Consider the following 19,195-nt stretch of genomic DNA (forward strand, 5'->3'; position numbering starts at 1 on the left):
TACGCGAATTCGCGCTCGGCGACCTTTCGCCGCCCGCCGCGCGGCAGGCCTGCATCGGTGCGCTCAGCCGCTGACCCGCGCGACCAGACGCTCGATCGCCGCCCCCGCGATGCGCGCCGCGCGGACGAGATTGGTATGGAAGTCGCCCGCGCTGTCGCCGTTGGCGTCGTCGGTCACCGCCTTGACTGCGGCCCAGGGCTTGCCGAGCCGCATCGCCGCCTGCGCCACCGCGCCGACCTCCATATCGACCAGCGTCGCGCCCAGATCGCGCACCAGTCCGGCCGCGGCGTCGGGGCAAGCGACGAAGCTGTCGCCGCTCGCGATGCGCGCATGCGGCAAGTTCAGGCCGGGGTCGGGCATCGCGGCGAAATGCGCCTCGCCCGCTTCGCCGATCGGCCATTCGCCGGCCCGATAGCGGCGGAACAGACCGGGCTGGACCGCGCCATAATCGTGCTGCACCGCCTCGGCGATCCAGTAGGCACCCGGTCCGGGGCCGAGCGAGCCGCAGGTGCCGCTCATCACCAGCAGATCGGCCGCGCCGCCAAGCATCCCGGCGCATAGCGCCGCGTTGACCTTGCCAAGACCGCAGGTCGCAATCGTCACGCCATGCCTATGCACCGACAGGGACCGGGGAGCGAACGCTCCCGCTTCGACCGTGCCTTGGCCGGGAAAGACGGCATCGGCCTCTTCGGGCAGCGCGGCGAGGATCAGGATGCGGGCCATGCGCGCTCCATAATCCTCTTTCGCACCATGTCGAGCGAAGTCGCCGCCGCGACCGGCGCGCGCGGACTTGCCAAGGCGCCGCCTTCCGGCCATCGCTCCGCTCCATGCTCGCGCGCCTGTTCCCCGACCGCTTCGTTCCCGTCCTCCTTGCCACCATCGTCGTCGCGAGCCTGCTGCCGGTGCGCGGAAGCGCGGTGCCGGTCGCGCAAGGGATTTCGACCGCGGCGATCGTGCTGCTCTTCTTCCTCAACGGCGTCCGCCTGCCGCGTCACGAGGTACTGCACGGCATCCGCAACTGGAAATTGCAGGGCGGCACCTTCGCCTTCTGTTTCGGCGCGATGGCACTGTTCGGGCTCGGCGCGCAGGCGTTGACGGCGCCGCTGCTGCCGCCGACGCTGGCGCTCGGCTTCCTCTTTCTTGGCATATTGCCATCGACCGTCCAGTCGGCGACCGCCGCCAGTTCGATGGCGGGCGGCAATGTCGCCGCAAGCGTTGTCGCGGCGGCGCTGCTCAATCTGGCGGGCGTGTTTCTGTCGCCGCTCCTCTTTGCCGCACTCGCGGGCAAGGCGGGGGCGATCCACGGCGCTGCGGCGCTGCGCATCGTCGCAATCCTCCTGCTTCCCTTTCTGGCCGGACAAGCGGCGCAGCGCTGGCTTCGCCCGCTGGTGCTCCGGCACCGCGGCCTCGCGACGCTGATGGATCGCACCGCGATTGCGACCGCGGTGTATGTCGCCTTTTCCGCGGCCGTGGTCGGCGGCATCTGGACGCAGCTCGACGGGCGCGAGATCGCGATCGTGCTCGGCGTCGATGCGCTGCTGCTCGGTAGCGCCTTCGGCGGCACCTGGCTGCTCGGCGGACTGCTCGCGCTCCGCCGCCCCGACCGGATCACCCTGCTGTTCTCGGGCGCGCAAAAGAGCCTCGCCGTCGGCGCGCCGCTCGCCGCGACCCTCTTTCCCTCGGCGATTGCCGGCATGGTGCTGCTGCCGATCCTCGTCTATCATATGGCGCAACTGATCCTCTCGGCATGGATCGCGCCGGCGCTGGCGCGCCACCAAGAGGTGTAGTGCTTGAATAACACAGGTCCGCATGCCATATAGGCAGGCGGCCCATTATCGACTTGGGGCTGGAAGGATTGTTATGAGCGAAGAGACCGCGACGGCGACCGCAACCGACGAACTGAAACTGACGCCGCCCGAACCCGTCCCCGCCGTCGCGCCCGAAAAGGCCGCCGGCCTCGTTCCGCTCTCGACCGAGCAGAAATCCAAGCTCGAGGAACGCGTCGACAGCTTCATCGACGATCTGGTGGCGCAGGATGAAAATTCGCCCGAGTTCGGCAAGCGTATCGACCAGATCACCAATATGGGGCGCAAGGAAATGCTGGAGGCGGCGAATCATTCGAACCGCTTCCTCGACCGCCCGATCAAGGCGATGGATCGCGATACCGACATCGGCCAGAATCTGATCGAACTGCGTACCACGGTCGAACGTCTCGATCCCTCGGCGAACGGCAAGCTGCTGACCAAACGCGGCTTTCTGGACAAGATCCTGGGCAGCAAGATCAACAATTATTTCGCGCAATACCGCAGCGCCCAGACCCACATCGGCGGCATCCTGACCGCGCTCGCCAACGGCAAGGACGAGCTGTTGATGGACAATGCGGCCATCGACGTCGAGCGCCGCAAGATGTGGGAATCGATGGGCAAGCTCGAACAGATGATCCACATCGCGGGCACGCTCGACCAGCGGCTCGAGGCGAAAGCGGCCGAACTCGACGGCAGCGATCCCGCCAAGGCAAAGGTCATCCGCGAAAATGCCCTGTTCTATGCGCGGCAGCGCACGCAGGATCTGCTGACCCAGATGGCGGTGACGGTGCAGGGCTATCTCGCCCTCGATCTCGTCAAAAAGAATAATGTCGAGCTGGTGAAGGGCGTCGATCGCGCCTCGACTACCACCGTCGGCGCGCTCAAGACCGCGATCACCGTCGCGCAGGCGATGACCAACCAGAAGCTGGTGCTCGAACAGATTACCGCGCTCAACACGACGACCGCCAACATCATCGACGGCACCTCGAAGATGCTGAAGGACAATACGGCGCGCATCCACGAACAGGCGGCGTCGAGCACGATCCCGATGGAAACGCTCAGCCGCGCCTTCCAGAATATCTACGACACGATGGACGCGATCGATACCTTCAAGCTCAAGGCGCTCGACACGATGAAGACGACCGTGACCTCGCTCGAGGGCGAGGTCGCCAAGTCGAAGGGCTATATCGCGCGCGCCGAAGGTGCGAGCCAGGCGCAGGCAAGCGTCGGCGGCGCCGACAGCCCGCTGGCGGCGATCGAGGGCTAGGATGAGCATGAGCGAGGTCGACAAGATCAGCGCGCTCGGCAACGCGGCGATCGAACGCTCGCGCGAACGACGGCGACCGATCGGCACCAAGAGCGTCGCGCTGCGCCGCCAGCATCTCTACAAGAAGCTCGGCCGCGTCCTTGTTGCGGGCGGGATCGTGCTGATCGGCGCGGCGCTGTTCGGCGCGCTCATCAAGCCGCTCGGCTTCACGGGCCTGCTCGCGCTTACGGTGCTGTTGATCGGCGTCGCGGTGCTGTTCGGCAAATGGCCGCCCTTTCCCGAACCGCGCCAGGCCGATCTCCCCAAGGCCGACCTCAAGCAGCTCGCCGGCCGCACCGAAATCTGGCTCGAGGCGCAGCGTCCGGCGCTTCCCGCCCCGGCACGCCAGCTCGTCGACGGGATCGGCGTCCAGCTCGACCTGCTCGCCCCGCAGCTCCAGACGCTCGACGCCGCGACACCGGCGGCCGCGAATATCCGCAAGCTGGTCGGCGAGGATCTGCCCGAACTCGTCGCGGGCTATCAGCGTATCCCCGCGGGGCTGCGCGGCGAGGCGCATGCGGGGCGCACGCCCGACGAAACGCTGCTTGGCGGGCTCAAGATGCTCGAACGCGAGATCGGCGACGCGGCGCGCAGCCTGGCGGCGGGCGAGATCGACAAGCTGGCGACGCGCGAACGCTATCTCCAGCTCAAATATCAGGGTCTCGAAGCCGACGACACGCCGGGCACGGCCTGATCCGCCTCAGGCGGGATAGGCTACGCCGCGATCGTCGGCGCCGGGCTCCCCGTCGCCGCGCGGCGGCACACGCTGGACATTGATCCGGTTCCGGCCGGCGCGTTTCGCATCGTAGAGCGCCTCGTCGGCGATCCGGTAGAGATATTGAAAATCGGGGGCCGGCCGCACTTCGGCGACGCCGACGCTGGCGGTCACCGGCCGGTCGCCCATCGTGTCGCTATGATCGCACAGCGCGATTTCGCGGCGGATGCTCTCGGCAAAGCGATCGAGCATGATGCCTTCCATCCCGATGGTCAGCAGGCCGAACTCCTCGCCGCCCAGCCGCGCGACGCTGCACATGGTGCCCTCCCACCGCGCGATGCGTTCGGCGATACGGCAGAGGACGGCGTCGCCGGCTTCATGGCCGTAGATATCGTTGATCGACTTGAAGCGATCGACATCGACGAGCAGCAGCGCCGCGGGCAGCGCCCCTTCGCGCGCCTGATCGAGCAGCGGGGTGACGGCATCGACGAAGCCCCGCCGGTTGAGCAATCCGGTGAGCGGATCGCGGCGCGCAAGCTCGTTCGCCTGCGCCTCAGCCGCCAGCGCATCGTCGCGTTCGACGCGCAGATGCGCGAGCCGCCGCGTCGATGCCGCCGACAGCCACAGCGCCTGCCAGGTTGCGGCGACCAGCACCGCCAGCTTCGACCCGCCGCCCCAGAATCCGTCCTCGACATCGACCAGATGAATGATCGCGAGCGTCGCCATCGGCAGGCACCAGGCGAGCGCGAAATCGCGCGCCTCGACCGATCCCTTGCGCCAGCTCCAGCCGATGCACAGCGCAACCGCGACCAGATCGACGATGACCGCGATGCCCAGCAGATTGCCGAGCATCTGCAGATTGCCTGTGCGAATCAACGCCAGCGGCACGCCGGCGACAGCGATCGCCAGCCCCAGCGCGAGGGTTCCTCGGCGCAAAGCATGCGGGAGATGCCGGGCGTCGATCGCGGTTACCGCGCTGGCGGTCGCGACGCCGATGGCAAGGCAGGCGAGCAAGGTCGATGCCTGCGCCGACACCGTCCCCGCCATGGCGGGAAAGATCACCAGATGAATCTGCGACCAGAAGGCGCCCCAGACGATCATCACGCCCGACCATGCTGCCTGCCACAGCAGATATTGGCGGCGCACCGCGACCGCGAGCGACAGGCTGTAGATGCCGCTGACGAGCAGCAGGGTGAGCGAGGCGCCGACGAGCGCCGCCATCCCCGCCGCCTGCAGGCTCGCATTTTCCTTGGGGATGAGGCGCGCGCGCAGCAGGCTGTGGTCGGCGAGGCGGTCGAAGCGCATGGTCACCGCGGTCAGCGGCGCGCCGCGGGCCGGGGCCTCGAACAATATCTGGCCGCCGACGCGCCAGTGCGCGCCATAATCGCCGCGGCGCACCGTCTGCCAGCGCGTCTGGCCGTCGGCATAGGTGAACCCCACCGCAAGCCGGTCGAAGCGCGAGAAATGCACCATCAGTGCGGCGCCGTTGCGATCCTCGGAACGATTGCCGACATCGGCCCGCAACCACAGGCTACCATCGCGATACCCCGTCGGCTCGCCGCTGCACGAAAAACGCAGCGCGGACATTGCATCGTCGGGCGCGGCCAGCGGTCCGACCGCGTGGCAGAGCGGCGCATTGATGTGCAGCGGCGTCGCCGCAGCGGGCACGGCCCAAAGCGCGGCAGCAAGCCACAGCAAAACAAGCGTCCAAGACGCCCGTCTCCGTCCGCGATTTTCCTCCGCCCCGATCATGCGATTCCCTTTAGCCCCCAATATCTTGGGAAAGCGTAACCGCCCAGCCCCGATCGCGCTGTGGCCGCAATCACTGGCGCGGCCGGTTGGCGGCAAGGGAGGCGCCCAGCCTCGGCTTCTCGCGCTCGGGTTCTTCAGGCGTTCGCTCCCTCAATCCGCGGGGAGATTGCCGCAATGCGAGGCGTCCTCGAGATCGTGCGACGGCTAGGCTATCAATATCCTATGGGTGATGAAGCCCGGGCGCGTCAGAACAAGGAAACGGGCAGGCCTAGCCGCGCCGGGCCAGACCATATTGCATCACGCCTTCGGGTCCGAACAAGCGGTTGCGCGCGTCGGGCTGCGCCGCCGCTGCGCGCAGCGCGTCCGCCCTCGGATCGTCGATCGGCCAGCGACCATCGTTCAGAAACGCGATCCACGCATCGATGGCGTATTCGATCGACGGGCAGGTGCCGCCGCGCCTTTGATGCCAGGCCCGCGTTTCGAGCCAGCGCTGCGGGATCTTCTGGCTGCCGTCCATTGCGATCTGGATCAGACGATGATCGAGCGCCGGGTTGGCGAAGCGATCGAGCAGCGCATCGGCATAAGCATTCAGGTCTTGCCCCGGCGCGGCGTCGATGGTCGGTGCGGCCTCCTCGCGCATCAGCCGTTCGACGAGCGGCCGGATAGCGGGATCGGCGACCGCCCGATGGACATGCTCATGCCCCGCCAGCAGTCCGATATAGGCCAGCGCCGAATGCGCGCCGTTGAGCATGCGCAGCTTCGCGGTTTCGTAGGGCGCTACGTCGGCGACCAGTTCCGCCCCCACCGCGTCCCAACGCGGACGCGGGCCAGCGAAATCATCCTCGATCACCCACTGGCTGAATGCTTCGGTGACCACCGCACCTTCATCGCGCACGCCCAGCACCGCCTCGACAGCCGCACGGTCGGCATTGGTCGTCGCGGGCACGATACGATCGATCATCGTCGCGGGGCATCGGCACGTCGCATCGAACCATAGGGCGACGTCTGGATGGTCGGTGGCGAGATATTGGCGCATCAGCGCGCGCAGCACTGCGCCATTATTCGCCAGATTGTCGCAGCTGAGCAACGTCAGGCCGGGCAATCCCGCCGCCTTGCGCGCCGCCAGCGCCGCCCCGACGAAGCGATAGAAGCTCGATGGCCCCTTTGCCGCGTCAAGATTGAGCTGGCCATCGGCGGTGCGCAGATAGCCCTTCTCGGTCACGGTGAAGCTGACGATATGCGTTGTCGGAGCAGCGAGGACGTCGATGACGGCCTGCGGTTCCTGCGCCGCGACGAGCACGCGCTGAACCGCCCCGATCAATCGAATTTCAGGTCCGGCAGCGGTCCGGCTGCTCACCGTATAAAGCCCGTCCTGCGGGCCAAGCTGTGCCGCGACATCGCCCGAACGCAGCGACACGCCAACGATGCCCCAGTCGCGATCGCCCGCGCCCATCGCATCGTCGGTATAAACCGCCTGATGCGCGCGGTGAAAGGCACCGATACCGAAATGGACGATCCCTGCCGCTTGCCGGCGACGGTCGTAAGCGGGCGCGCGCACGGCTGCCGGCAGCGCGGTTTGCGCCGACAGCCTCACAGCCGGTACGCGGCCTTGGCGAGATTGTAGCTGAGGTCGACCGCCAGCTCGGCCGCCTCCCATTCCTCCATGCGATGCTCGGCAACAAGCGCAGCGAGGAAGCCGCAGTCGATGCGCCGCGCGACATCGTGGCGCGCCGGGATCGAAAGAAAGGCGCGGGTGTCGTCGTTGAAACCGACGCTGTTGTAAAAGCCCGCCGTCTCGGTCGTCTGGGCGCGAAAGCGGCGCATGCCCTCGGGGCTGTCGTGAAACCACCAGGCGGGGCCAAGCTTCAGCGCCGGATAATGGCCCGCCAGCGGCGCAAGCTCGCGCGCATAACTGCTTTCGTCGAGCGTGAAGAGGATGATCGTCAGCCCCGCTTCATTGCCATAACGGGCGAGCAGCGGCCGCAGCGCCCGGACATAGTCGGTGCGCGTCGGAATATCGGCGCCCTTGTCGCGGCCATAATGCGTGAACAGCCACGAATTGTGGTTGCGCAGCGCGCCGGGATGGATCTGCATGACAAGGCCGTCGTCGCGGCTCATCCCCGCCATCACCGTCAGCATATGCGCGCGGAACAGCTCGGCGTCGGCGGCGCTGACGTCGGCGCGGGTAACGCGCACGAACAGCGCCTCGGCCTCCGCGTCCGACAGATCGGCGGTTGCCGCGGTCGGATGCCCATGGTCGGTCGAGGTCGCGCCCATGCCCGCGAAGAAGGCCCGGCGGTTGCGATGCGCGGCAAGATAGCCGGCATAGCTGAAGGCGTCTTCGCCCGATATATCAGAGAAGCGCGCGAGATTGTCGCGGAACCCTTCATATTCGGGATCGACGACCGGATCGGGGCGATATGCGGTGATGACGCGCCCGCCCCACTCGCCGCGCACATTGGCGTCCTTGATGACCCGATGATGATCGAGCGTGTCGAGCGGACTTTCGGTCGTCGCGATCACTTCGATTAGGTAGCGATCGAAAAGCGCGCGCGGCCGGAACGCATCGGTTGCCAGCGCCTCGGTGATCCGGTCATAATAATGGTCCGACGTTTCGGACGAGAATTGCACGTCGAAGCCGAAGGCTTCGGCGAAAACCCAGTCCATCCACATCCGCGAGGGGGTGCCGCGAAAGAGATGGTAATTTTGCGCGAACAGCCGCCAGCTTTCGCGCGGATCGGCGTCCGGATTGCCGATACCGAGCGCATCGAGCGCGATGCCCTGCGAATAGAGCATCCGGAACACATAATGATCGGGATGCAGCAGAAGTTCGGCGGCATTGCCGAACGGCGCATTGCCGGCGAACCATGACGGATCGGTATGCCCGTGCGGGCTGATGATCGGCAGGTCGGCGACCTCGGCATAAAGGCGGCGCGCGATGGCGCGCGGAACCGGGTCCGACGGAAAGAGCCGGTCGGGATGGAGGGAGAGCGGCCGCGTCATCGGCGTCTAGACCTCGACGCGATCGAGCCGCGGCGACAGCAGATGCACCGCGAGTAGCGCAATGAAATAGGCGCTGGCGCAGATGCCGAACAATATCTGATAATTATTGTTCGTCGTCTCGAGGATGTAGCCGGTGAACAACGCCATACTCATCCCCCCGATCGCGCCGACCGTGCCGCCGATCCCGACCACCGACCCCACTGCGCCGCGCGGAAATATGTCCGACGGCAACGTATAGAGATTGGCGGAAAAGGCCTGATGCGCGGCTGTCGCGAGACCGATGATCAGGACCGCGGTCCACACGCTGTCGATATCTTGGGCGAAATAGACGGGCACGACGCAGCAGGCACAGACGAACATCGTGAACTTGCGCGCGAAATTGGGGGTGCGCCCCGCCTTGATCAGCCGCGAGGACATCCAGCCGCCCGCGATGCTGCCGAAGTCGGAGATGAGATAGATGGCGGCGAGCGGCAGACCGAAGGTCTTGAGGTCCATGTCGTAGCGTTCGAACAGATAGCCCGGCAGCCAGAAAAGAAAGAACCACCAGATCGGGTCGATGAAGAATTTGCCGAGCGCATAGGACCATGTCTCGCGAATACCGAGCAGGCGGCCCCAACCGATCGGCGTCACCGGGTCGGCCGGGTCTTGCTGAATCCAGGCGCGCTCGCCTTCCGACAGCTTCGGATGCTCGTCGGGATGGCGATAGATCAGCCACCACGCGATCAGCCACAGCACCCCGAACAGGCCGGTGACATAAAAGGCCACGCGCCAGTCGAACATCAGGACGAGGAAGGGAACGAGCAGCGGCGTGACGATGGCGCCGACATTAGCCCCGGCGTTGAACAGCCCGATCGCAAAGGCGCGTTCCTTTTGCGGGAACCAGTCGGTGACGGCCCGGATACCCGCCGGAAAGTTCCCCGATTCGCCGATGCCCAGCCCGAACCGCGCGAGCGCGAATTGCGTCACGCTCGACGCCAGACCATGCGCCATATGGCTGATCGTCCAGATGATGATCGCGACGGTGTAGCCGATGCGGGCGCCGACCATGTCGACGATGCGCCCGAAGCCGATGTAGCCGACGGCATAGGCGACTTGGAACCAGAAGACGATGTTCGCGAAGTCGCCTTCGGTCCATCCCATTTCCTGTTGCAGCGTCGGCTTGAGGACGCCGATCATCTGCCGATCGACATAGTTGATGGCAGTGGCAAGAAACAGCAGGCCGACGATCACCCAACGATAGCGTCCGACATTGGGCTGCGGCGGCGCGCCTCCCTCTGCGATTGCCTGTGCCATTTCTCTCTCCCTTTTCCTGCCTTCTAGAGGCTTTCGATGCGGCAGCCGACGCGGATTTTTCCGTCGAACAGTGCTTCGGCGGTCTGACCCGCCCGGATTTCATGGACGCCGGTGATGGCGCCTGCCGACACCCATGTTCCCGGCGCAATGGGGATGCCGCGGGCGCGCAAGGTGCGGGCGAGGAATGCCGCCGACCCGAAAGGCCCGTCGAGCATCGTTTCCATCGTCGCCGCGCCGACCTGCGCGCCGTCGATGAACATCGCGACGGGCATGCGGATCAGATCGGCGTCGCGCCAGTCGGCGATCGGCGGACCGAGTACGAGCCCCTTGTTGTTGCCGTAATCGGACGCGGTAACTGCGGGGCCGTGCAGGTTGATTTCGGCGAAAGGAGAACTCGCGATCTCGATTCCGGTGCGCACCTCGTCGATGCAGTCGCGAATCGTATCGGCGTCATAATCACCGTCGCCGACGGCGCCGAAGCGCAAAAGGATTTCGGCCTCGGCTGCGGCGAATCCCGGCACGAAGACCGGCATAACGGGCCGGTCGCCCGCCGATCCGTCGCGGATTTCGTCGCTGAATATCGGCCCGGTCAGACGATTGCCGCCATAGCGGCCAACGAGCTCGGCCGCGATCCGCCCCACCTTCCAGCCACCGATTTGCCGCCCGTCGAGCCGGATCGCATGATCCTGGATCGCATAGGCGTCGGCTAGGCTGTCCGGCATGACGCCGGGATAGGAGGTAAGCGGTGTCTTTTTGGCGCGCGCGGCGAGAAGCGCCTGGGCCACATTTTCCGCTTCGCTGTTCGCGCTCATCTTTGTCATTTCCCTCTTCCGGCTTTCGCTCTAAAAGACACCGGTGTCAAAAGCAAGCGAATAGCCGCCGACCCGGTTGATTTCGGCGCCATGAACGCTCACTAGGTGGGAAATGGTGCCGATCTGCGGAACATCCGGCGGGGCAGCGAGCGGAGTGCAGACAATATGCCAGCGACGAAGGGCGGACAGGGTACGAAGCAGCCGACGATCAACGACGTCGCGGCGCTTGCCGGCGTGTCGAAAAAGACCGTCAGCCGCGTCATCAACCGGTCCGAATTCATCGCCGAAAAGACACGCAAGGCGGTTCAGGAAGCGATCGAAACCCTGGGCTTCGTGCCCAATCCGCAGGCGCGCGCCCTCGCCTTTCGGCGCAATTTCCTGATCGCGCTTCTGCACGACAATCCCAATGCCCAGACGGTGCTGAATTTTCAGCAGGGCGTGCTCGACGCGATCAAGGACAGCGACCTGGCGCTGCTCGTCCGCCCGGTCGATCGCGGGTCCGACCGGATGCTCGAGGATGTCCGCGTCTTCCTGGAAAAGCAGCGCCCGATCGGCGCGATGCTGCTCCCGCCCATTTCCGAGAATGATGCGCTCGCCGCTCTGTGTAGCGAATTGGGGGTGCGCTATGTTCGCGTCGGCTCGGCGCCGCTCGACGATGCCGCGCATTGCGTCTCGTCGAACGACCGCGAAGTCGTGGCCGAAGCGGTGCGCAAGCTGATCAGCCTCGGCCATCGCCGCATCGGCTTCGTGCGCGGCCCTGTCGGGTTCCGGTCGGCCGCCGAGCGCGAGGAGGGTTTTCACGCGGCCCTTCGCGAAGCCGGCCTGACGTTGCCGCCCGATTATTTCGCGCCGGGTAATTATCGCTATGCGGCGGGGGTCGAGGCGGGCGAAAAGCTGCTGTCGCTCGCCGAACCGCCAACTGCGCTCTTCTGCTCGAATGACGAGATGGCGGCCGGGGTTATGAGCGTGGCGCACGGCAAGGGCATCGCGGTGCCGGGCGACCTGTCGATCATCGGGTTCGACGATTCGCCGACTGCCACGCATATCTGGCCTGCGCTGAGCACCGTCCGCTGGCCGATCCGCGAAATGGGCGCGCGCGCCGCGCGAACGCTGGTCCCCGATTTTCTCGACGGGGCAGCGCGCACCGCAGCGGCCGACGAAAGCCCGGTGCTCGCGTCCACCTTTGTCGAGCGCCAGTCGGTCGCTCCTCCCACCACAGCCTGAGCCTTCCGGCGGATGGCAGAGAGAAACGCGCATATGACACCGGTAACCGCTATCAGGATCGCGCCCGAGGACAATGTGGCCACGCTGTTGGCCGACGCCGCGGCGGGCGACAGCGTCGCCGTCGATGGCGGGCGGATCGTCGCGGCGAACGCCATTCCGCGCGGGCATAAAATCGCTACCGCGGCTGTAGCGCGGGGCGACGCGGTGACCAAATACGGCTTTCCGATCGGGCGCGCCTCGGTCGCGATCGAAGCCGGCGACCATGTTCACAGCCATAATCTGGCGACTGCGCTCACCGCCGACACCGCCCCCCTTCCCATGTTCGCGCAGACCGATTCCAGGTCCGTCCGCGGCGCGGACCGCGCCTTCCGCGGCTATCGGCGCGCCGATGGCCGGGTTGGGACACGCAATGAGATCTGGATCATCCCGACCGTCGGCTGCGTCGGCAATCTCGCCGAACGGGTCGCGCGGATTGCGGCGACAAAACACGCCGGAAGCGTCGATGGCATCCACGCTTTCAAACATCCTTTCGGCTGTTCGCAACTTGGCGACGACCTTTCGCACACGCGTGCGCTGCTGGCCGGGCTGGCGCAGCATCCCAATGCCGGGGGTGTCCTGATCGTCGGCTTGGGATGCGAGAATAATCAGCTCGGGGCGTTGATCGAATCCATTCCCGCAGCGAGGCGGACGCATATTCGCAGTCTGGCCGCCCAGTCGGTCGAGGACGACGAGGCGGCCTGCCTGTCGCTGATCGAGGAACTGGTCGGCATCGCGGGGCGGGCCGAACGGAGCGAAGCGCCGCTTTCCGAGCTCGTCCTCGGGGTCAAATGCGGCGGGTCGGACGGCATGTCCGGATTGACCGCCAATCCGCTGGTCGGCCGTACGGGCGACAGCATTGCGGCATCGGGCGGGCGGGTGATCCTGACCGAAATTCCCGAAATCTTCGGTGCCGAGCCCATGCTGCTGAGCCGCGCGGCAGCGCGCGACGTCTTCGATCGCGCGGTGGCACTGATCGACGACTTCAAGGCCTATTTCGTACGCCATGGCGAACCGGTGAGCGAAAATCCCTCGCCGGGGAATGTCGCGGGCGGCATCACGACGCTTGAGGAAAAGTCGCTTGGCGCGGTTCAGAAGGGCGGCAAGGTTCCGCTGACCGATGTGCAGCGCTATGGCGGTCAGGCGACGCGCCCCGGCCTGACCCTGCTCGAAGCGCCCGGCAACGATGCCGTGTCGTCGACAGCATTGACCGCGGCCGGTGCGACGCTGATCCTGTTCACAACGGGCCGCGGAACGCCGCTCGGCTTTCCCGCCCCGACGCTCAAGATCGCATCCAACACCGCCCTCGCCGACCGAAAGAGCGGCTGGATCGACTTCGATGCCGGCCGGGTGCTCGACGAAGGCTTCGATGGCACCGCCGACGTGCTGCTCGATCTGGTGATCGATACGGCATCGGGTCGCCCCACGCGCTCGGAGATCAACGGCGAACGCGATATCGCGATCTGGAAATCGGGCGTTACGCTCTAGGGTCAGCTCAGCGCCGAGAAGCGGAAATTCCGGAAACGCGCCTGCCCCGACCCCGCTGCGTACAGCCCCGGGCGCAGCATCAGAAAGCCGCCACGGACATTGTGGTGATAACCTGACACCTCCATCCCGCGATCGAAGCGGGTCCAGCTTTCGCCACCGTCGCCGCTGGTGTCGAAGGTGACGATATGCGCATCGTTGGTAACCCGCAGGCGCATCCGGCAGCCATGCGGATTGACGGGCCGAGCCCGTTCGATCCCATATTGATGCGTCACGAAGCGGTCGGCATCGAAACCCAGTCCGCAATAGAGACGCTCGTCGTAAAAGAGGAGCAGGCCCGCCGTCACGCCAGGGTCGATATCGATATCGCATTCGAAGCGGTAGGACCGGTCGCCCGCGATTAGGAGCAGCGGCGATGAATCGGACGGCGCCCGCCCGCGCGCCGCAAGGTGCAACGGCGGCACGCGCGCGCTCGTCGGGTGCGGGCTTGAAGAAATTCCATTTTGCGCCGAGCGCCAGCGACGTGAAATCGTCCGACAATGCCATGCCATGCGGACCGGCAACGCCGCCGCGCGGCTTCGCGAGCGGCCGCGACAGGTCGCCCCCTGTCATCCGCGGCCAGCCATCGGCGGTCCATTCAACGGGATCGAGCAACGTCTGGCGCCCCAGCGTCCCGAAGTCCTTCTCATAGCCGTGATAGACGCTCCACCAGTCGCCGCCCGGCCCCTCGACGAGCGTCGCATGCCCCCGCGACCACCACGCCTCGTCACGCGAAATGGTGCGCACGATCGGATTAGCAGGGCAGTTTTCCCATGGCCCGTGGATCGAAGGAGCCCGCGCTGCGATCACCATATGACCCGTGGGCGGTCCCGCGGTGCCGCCCACCGCGGTGATCAGATAGAAATAGCCGTCGCGGCGCACGATCTTCGGTCCCTCGGGCGAAAATCCTTCGACGACCCAGTCGGCGGGGTAGCGCCAGGGATCATAGACATGTTGGGGTTGGCCGATCCGCGATAAGCCATCGTCCGACAGTCGCACGCGGTCGCCGCTCGACAGGAACAGCCAGCGCGAACCATCCTCGCCGACGGCATGTCCGGGGTCGATATGATCGGGCAGGTCGAGGTCGACGGGATCCCTCCACGGACCCTCGATGTGGTCGGCCCAGATCACCCAGCTCGTGTTCGGTCCCTTGGTCGGAATGTAGAGAAAATAACGGCCGTCATGCTTGCACAGCTCGGGCGCCCAGACCGATCCGATATTGCGGGTGAGCGCCGGGCCGACGGGGCGCCAGTTCACCAGATCGCGCGAATGCCAGATGACCAGGCCGGGATAGGAATCGAAGGTTGAAAAGGTCATGTAATAGTCGTCGCCGTCCTTGAGGATCGACGGATCGGGATGGTCACCCGCCATGATCGGGTTGAGGAAGTGGCCGTCGCCGCGATCGGCGCGGCGCTGCCCATCGGCACCCCGCCCCCATTGCGGCTCCGATGCCGGGTCCGCATGCGTCGACATGGCCCGCGCCTTGCCCGGCGCCGGACCGAGCCCGGCCGCCAACAGGCCGGCGCCCACCATTTTGAACAGGTCGCGGCGATCGGTCACAGGCATCCTCCTCTTGCGCCAAAGAAATAGGCCCGGCCCTCGCGCGCGAAGACCGGGCCTATTTCCGGGACTAATTCTGATGGATCACATCTTGAAGCGCGCGCCGAACAGGATGGTGCGGCCAAAATGATTATTCTCGTAATTCCGGTCAGCATCGAAATCGGTGTAGCGATAGCGATAGGTGTCGAGCAGATTATTGCCCTCGACCGACAGTTCGACCCAATCGGTCAACTTGTACCGGATCGAGGCGTCCATGTTCCACGTCGCGCCATAGCCTTCGAAGACGTTGCCGGTGCCGCTGTTCGCATCGATGTAGCGGCTGCGATAGCTGGCCGACACGCGCGCGCTGAAGGCGCCGTCGTCGTAATAGAGCGTGCCGTTGTAGGCGCGCTTCGACACGCCAAAGAGCGTCGCCGAGCGCACCGCATTGACCAGCGCCCCACCCGGGACCACCGCCGGCCCCTGAACATTATAATCTGCGTCCGAACTGATGAAGGTCGCGTTCGCAAGCACCCCGAAGTGGCTGATGAAACCACCGCTGGTGAAGGCGCTGAACGGAACCTGCGCAGCGAGTTCGACGCCTTTCAGCGTTGCCCCGGCCCCGTTAACGTTGGCAGTGATCGTATAGATCTGATTGGGATCGAAATTGAGGAAAGCCGGCGAACTCGGCGGGATCGCGTCCTTCGGCAGGCCGGTGGATGCAAAGCTGGCGCTGAAGGCCTGGCTGATCGGGAAGCTTTCAACCTTCTTCACGAAACCGGCGATCGACAGAACCGCCTGCGGCGCGAAATACCATTCGACACCAAGGTCGAAATTGGTCGCCCGATAGGGATCGAGCTGCGGGTTGCCATAGCTGATCTTGTAGTTGAAGCCGTCGATCGAGCCGCCTGGCGTCAGATTGCCGAGGGTCGGACGCGTGATGACCTTGGCGATCGCACCGCGGATAATCACGTCGCGGCTCGGGTAGAGCGCCACGTTGAACGACGGCAGCCAGTCGTCATAGGTGCGATCGACCGTGACGGTCGTTCCCGACAGGACGCCGGTCGACGATTGCGCCGTATGCGCATAGCGGATGCCGGCATTGCCCGCATATTCGAGCCCGAACAATTCGCCCTTGGCATCGAACTCGATATAGCCGCCCGATACGGTTTCCTGGACCGCACGCGTATTGCCCGTGTCCGGATTGGCGGTGCGGCTGTAAAGCTGGGTGAAGTCCGTGGCCGCAGGGAAGGACGGGATAAGCCACTGGGTCGTCGTTCCCGCCGGCTGACCCGCCTTGCCGAGCGTGAACAGTTCGGCAAGCTGCGAGGTGACCGGGAAGCCGTAGACGGCAGTCGGCCCAAAGACTCCCGACGCCGAGCAGGTCAACGTACCCAGAACGCGGTCGACCCCGCCGTTGCCGCAAACCGCCGTGTCGCGGGTGAAGGCGACCGCATCGAAGTTGAAGCGGCGCCACATCGCGCCGGCCTTGACCTGAAAACCGTCGGTCACGTCCCATTCGGTACGGAGCTGGGCGGTCTTGAAGCGGTTGGTGACGTTCGAGGGACGATCGCGAATTTCGGCGAGCTGGAAATTCGCCGGATCGGTTACGCTGGTGCCGAAGGTGAGCACCGGGTGCTTCATGTCGCTGTAGTCGTAGGAATAGCCCTGCGCATCGCGGTCGTCGAACACGACGGTCGTTTCGACGGGAATGTCGGCGTCAGACTTCGACAGGCCGCCCAGAACGGTGAAGCGGAAACGGTCCGAAACATCCTGGTCCCAGCTTCCGCCGAACTGATAGAATCTCGTCTTCGACTGACGCAGATAATGTTCGGTGCGCACCCACGCATCGTTGAGCGTCGCCGAGATCATGTTGCCGTTCGAGTCATAGACGGGATCGACGACGTTGATCGACCGCTCATTCGAACGCAGCAGCACTTCACCCCATTTTTCCTCGCGATCTTCGCGGAAGCGCGAATAGAGGGCGTCGAGCGAAATCCGGGTGCTTTCGGTCGGTTCGAACTGGATCGAACCGGTCAGGCCGAGGCGTTCGCGGCGGTGTTCGATCTCGCCATAGCGCGGGATGCGCGGATGAAATGCGAGAGCCGCCGCGTCGCACGCTGCACCAGAGACATAGGTGCCGCCGCTGTTCGGGGCCGTCCAGCAATTGGTACCATCGACCGAGTCGAAACGCGCCTGCGCCCAACGCACGCTATTGTTGCCGAGTTCAAGCGTATTGCCCTTCGAATAGGCTGCGGAAACCGAGGCGCCAAAGGTGCCCGCATCGTTGCGCCAGCTGAGCAGCCCGGCGACACGCGGCCCCAGATCCTTCGACAGGTCGTTGTAGGAACCGACGACCGACAGCGCGCCGTGCAGCCCGGCCTTGCCGCCGAGCGGATTGCCGGTGTTGAGATCGACCACCGCGCCGAGCGACCCTTCGTCGAGCGAGGCTTCGGCGGTCTTGTGGACGACGATGCTGCTGAAAAGCTCCGATGCGAAGACATTGAAGTCGAAGGCGCGATCGCGATTGGCCGAGGCGCCGTCGGTCGAGGTGGCGACGGTTTCCAGGCCATTCAGCCGAACGCGGGTGAATTGCGCGCCCAGACCGCGCACAGTGATTGCGCGCCCTTCGCCGCCGTCGCGCTGGATCGAGATGCCGGGAATGCGCTGAAGCGATTCTGCAAGATTCTGATCGGGAAATTTGGCGATGTCTTCGGCCACGATCGCGTCGACCGCCGCCACCGAATCGCGCTTGACGTTGAGCGCCGCCTGCAGCGACTGGCGAAAGCCGGTCACGACAATCTCGTTGCTTGCCGCATCGTCGGCAGCGCCCGCATCTGCTGCGTCCTGCGCCCAGGCCGGCGTCGCGACCAGCACCGCAAGCGAAACCCCCGAAGCCAGCCTGACCAGAGTGCGGTCGCCCCGCGCGTTATGAAAAGCCATCGTCATCCTCCCTTTTCGCAGCGCATTCCTGCCTTTGGCAAGGAATGACACCGGTTACTTTCGTCGACGTGCAAAATCGGATCGACTGCACGTCCCCTGCGATAGAGAGTTGCGGATTGGCCGCCGTCATTGCGGTCGGCCCAAGCGCCCTCTCCCCAAAATATGTTCTTGACCGGTTTAGGTAACCGGTGTCAAAAATGATTGAAGCAAGCAGCGGTCTATGTCAAGACCCAATGCGAAGGAGAGATGCCATGTCGAAAAAACTGTGGATTGCCGCGCTGTTTCTGGCCGCGGCCGTACCCGGAGGCGCCGCGATGGCGGCCCAGTCGCAGGCAATCGCCTTCCCCGGTGCGGTCGGACCGGCTGCTGCGACTCCGGGGGGACGGGGCGGAAAAATCCTTCGCGTCACGACGCTCGCCCCCGACGGTCCGGGGTCGCTGAAGGCCGCGATCGAAACGCCGGGCCCGCGAATCGTCGTGTTCGAAGTCGGCGGCGTGATCGACCTCGGCCGCAGCACCCTGACCATCGACCAGCCCTATCTGACGATTGCCGGCCAGACGGCCCCCGGGCCCGGCATCACGATCATTCGCGGCGGCATCGACGTGAAAGCGCATGATGTCGTAATGCGCCACCTGCGCATCTATACCGGCGTCGACGGACAGTCGAAGCGCAGCGGCTGGGAAGCCGATGCCTTCTCGACGGTCGCCGCGCACGATGTCGTGGTCGATCATTGCACCTTTTTGTGGGCCCTCGATGAAAATATGTCGGCATCAGGCCCGCGCTTCAAGGGCGCGACGGTCGCCGAATGGCGCGACGGGACCAGCCGCAATGTGACCTTTTCGAACAATCTGGCGGCCGAGGGGCTGGCCGACGCCAGCCACCCCAAGGGCGAGCATAGCAAGGGGTCGCTGATCCATGACAACACCACGGGCATCGTCTTCTATCGCAATGTCTGGGCGCACAATGTCGAACGCAATCCGCTGATCAAGGGCGGCGCGCAGGCGCTGATGATCAACAATCTGATCTACGATCCGGGCCACCGCGCAGTGCACTATAATCTGATGAACCTTGAATGGGTCGGCCACGACTATGTGACGGGCGAGATCACCGCGATCGGCAATGTCATGCGCGGCGGCAATCATACCGACGAGGGGCTGCCCTTTCTGATGCTCGGCGGCGATGGCGACCTGCGCTTCTATGGCCGCGACAATATCGCGGTCGACCGCCACGGCAACGCGCTGCC

At 65.4% G+C, this 19,195-nt stretch carries 14 protein-coding genes and 1 pseudogene; 6 read left to right on the forward strand and 9 right to left on the reverse strand.

What is annotated here, in order from left to right; translation table 11 throughout:
- Positions 1-63: 63 nt before the first annotated feature.
- Positions 64-723 (reverse strand): 5'-methylthioadenosine/S-adenosylhomocysteine nucleosidase family protein, encoded by a 660-nt coding sequence (locus ABS88_RS19510; RefSeq protein WP_286750323.1) that lies wholly within the window; start codon positions 721-723, stop codon positions 64-66.
- Between the two features lie 104 nt (positions 724-827).
- Here ABS88_RS19510 and ABS88_RS19515 point away from each other — a divergent pair, with 104 nt between their 5' ends.
- The 3 genes from ABS88_RS19515 to ABS88_RS19525 all read left to right on the forward strand — a co-directional run bounded on the left by ABS88_RS19515 (position 828) and on the right by ABS88_RS19525 (position 3,805).
- Positions 828-1,787 (forward strand): bile acid:sodium symporter family protein, encoded by a 960-nt coding sequence (locus tag ABS88_RS19515; RefSeq protein ID WP_286750324.1) that lies wholly within the window; start codon positions 828-830, stop codon positions 1,785-1,787.
- 73 nt (positions 1,788-1,860) lie between these two features.
- Positions 1,861-3,072 (forward strand): toxic anion resistance protein, encoded by a 1,212-nt coding sequence (locus tag ABS88_RS19520; RefSeq protein ID WP_003050867.1) that lies wholly within the window; start codon positions 1,861-1,863, stop codon positions 3,070-3,072.
- 7 nt (positions 3,073-3,079) lie between these two features.
- Positions 3,080-3,805: a hypothetical protein gene (locus ABS88_RS19525; protein ID WP_286750325.1), complete on the forward strand. Its 726-nt coding sequence runs from the start codon at positions 3,080-3,082 to the stop codon at positions 3,803-3,805.
- Positions 3,806-3,811: 6 nt separating this feature from the next.
- Here ABS88_RS19525 and ABS88_RS19530 read toward each other — a convergent pair whose 3' ends face one another.
- The 5 genes from ABS88_RS19530 to ABS88_RS19550 form a co-directional block, all read right to left on the reverse strand.
- Entirely contained in the window at positions 3,812-5,524 is a 1,713-nt protein-coding gene (locus tag ABS88_RS19530) for a sensor domain-containing diguanylate cyclase (RefSeq protein ID WP_286750326.1), read from the reverse strand.
- A 322-nt stretch (positions 5,525-5,846) separates the two neighbouring features.
- Complete coding sequence (locus ABS88_RS19535) at positions 5,847-7,136, reverse strand: mannitol dehydrogenase family protein (RefSeq protein ID WP_286750327.1); 1,290 nt, start codon at positions 7,134-7,136, stop codon at positions 5,847-5,849.
- 32 nt (positions 7,137-7,168) lie between these two features.
- Entirely contained in the window at positions 7,169-8,581 is a 1,413-nt protein-coding gene (gene uxaC, locus ABS88_RS19540) for a glucuronate isomerase (RefSeq protein WP_286750328.1), read from the reverse strand.
- Between the two features lie 6 nt (positions 8,582-8,587).
- Positions 8,588-9,874, reverse strand: a complete 1,287-nt coding sequence (locus ABS88_RS19545; RefSeq protein ID WP_062901814.1) for an MFS transporter — start codon at positions 9,872-9,874, stop codon at positions 8,588-8,590.
- Positions 9,875-9,897: 23 nt separating this feature from the next.
- Positions 9,898-10,686: a 2-keto-4-pentenoate hydratase gene (locus ABS88_RS19550; RefSeq protein ID WP_062903119.1), complete on the reverse strand. Its 789-nt coding sequence runs from the start codon at positions 10,684-10,686 to the stop codon at positions 9,898-9,900.
- Between the two features lie 165 nt (positions 10,687-10,851).
- On the opposite strand from ABS88_RS19550, the gene ABS88_RS19555 reads away from it, so the two are divergent.
- Both ABS88_RS19555 and ABS88_RS19560 read left to right on the forward strand, forming a co-directional pair.
- Positions 10,852-11,910 (forward strand): LacI family DNA-binding transcriptional regulator, encoded by a 1,059-nt coding sequence (locus ABS88_RS19555; protein WP_062903118.1) that lies wholly within the window; start codon positions 10,852-10,854, stop codon positions 11,908-11,910.
- 33 nt (positions 11,911-11,943) lie between these two features.
- Positions 11,944-13,434 (forward strand): UxaA family hydrolase, encoded by a 1,491-nt coding sequence (locus tag ABS88_RS19560; RefSeq protein WP_286750329.1) that lies wholly within the window; start codon positions 11,944-11,946, stop codon positions 13,432-13,434.
- Positions 13,435-13,436: 2 nt separating this feature from the next.
- Here the strand turns inward: ABS88_RS19560 and ABS88_RS25130 are convergent, their stop codons facing one another.
- From ABS88_RS25130 to ABS88_RS19570, 3 genes and pseudogenes are all read right to left on the reverse strand, one after another.
- On the reverse strand, positions 13,437-13,895 hold the full coding sequence (locus ABS88_RS25130) for a hypothetical protein (RefSeq protein WP_502686166.1): 459 nt from the start codon (positions 13,893-13,895) through the stop codon (positions 13,437-13,439).
- Positions 13,896-14,106: 211 nt separating this feature from the next.
- Positions 14,107-15,036, reverse strand: a pseudogene (locus tag ABS88_RS25135) (family 43 glycosylhydrolase); the annotation flags it as partial.
- Between the two features lie 78 nt (positions 15,037-15,114).
- Positions 15,115-17,958 (reverse strand): TonB-dependent receptor, encoded by a 2,844-nt coding sequence (locus tag ABS88_RS19570; protein ID WP_502686167.1) that lies wholly within the window; start codon positions 17,956-17,958, stop codon positions 15,115-15,117.
- A gap of 308 nt (positions 17,959-18,266) precedes the next feature.
- On the opposite strand from ABS88_RS19570, the gene ABS88_RS19575 reads away from it, so the two are divergent.
- Positions 18,267-19,195, forward strand: a 929-nt coding sequence (locus ABS88_RS19575) for a pectate lyase family protein (protein ID WP_286750331.1), incomplete at its 3' end; no start/stop codon positions are given.

This window comes from Sphingopyxis sp. SCN 67-31 (genome assembly GCF_001725095.1).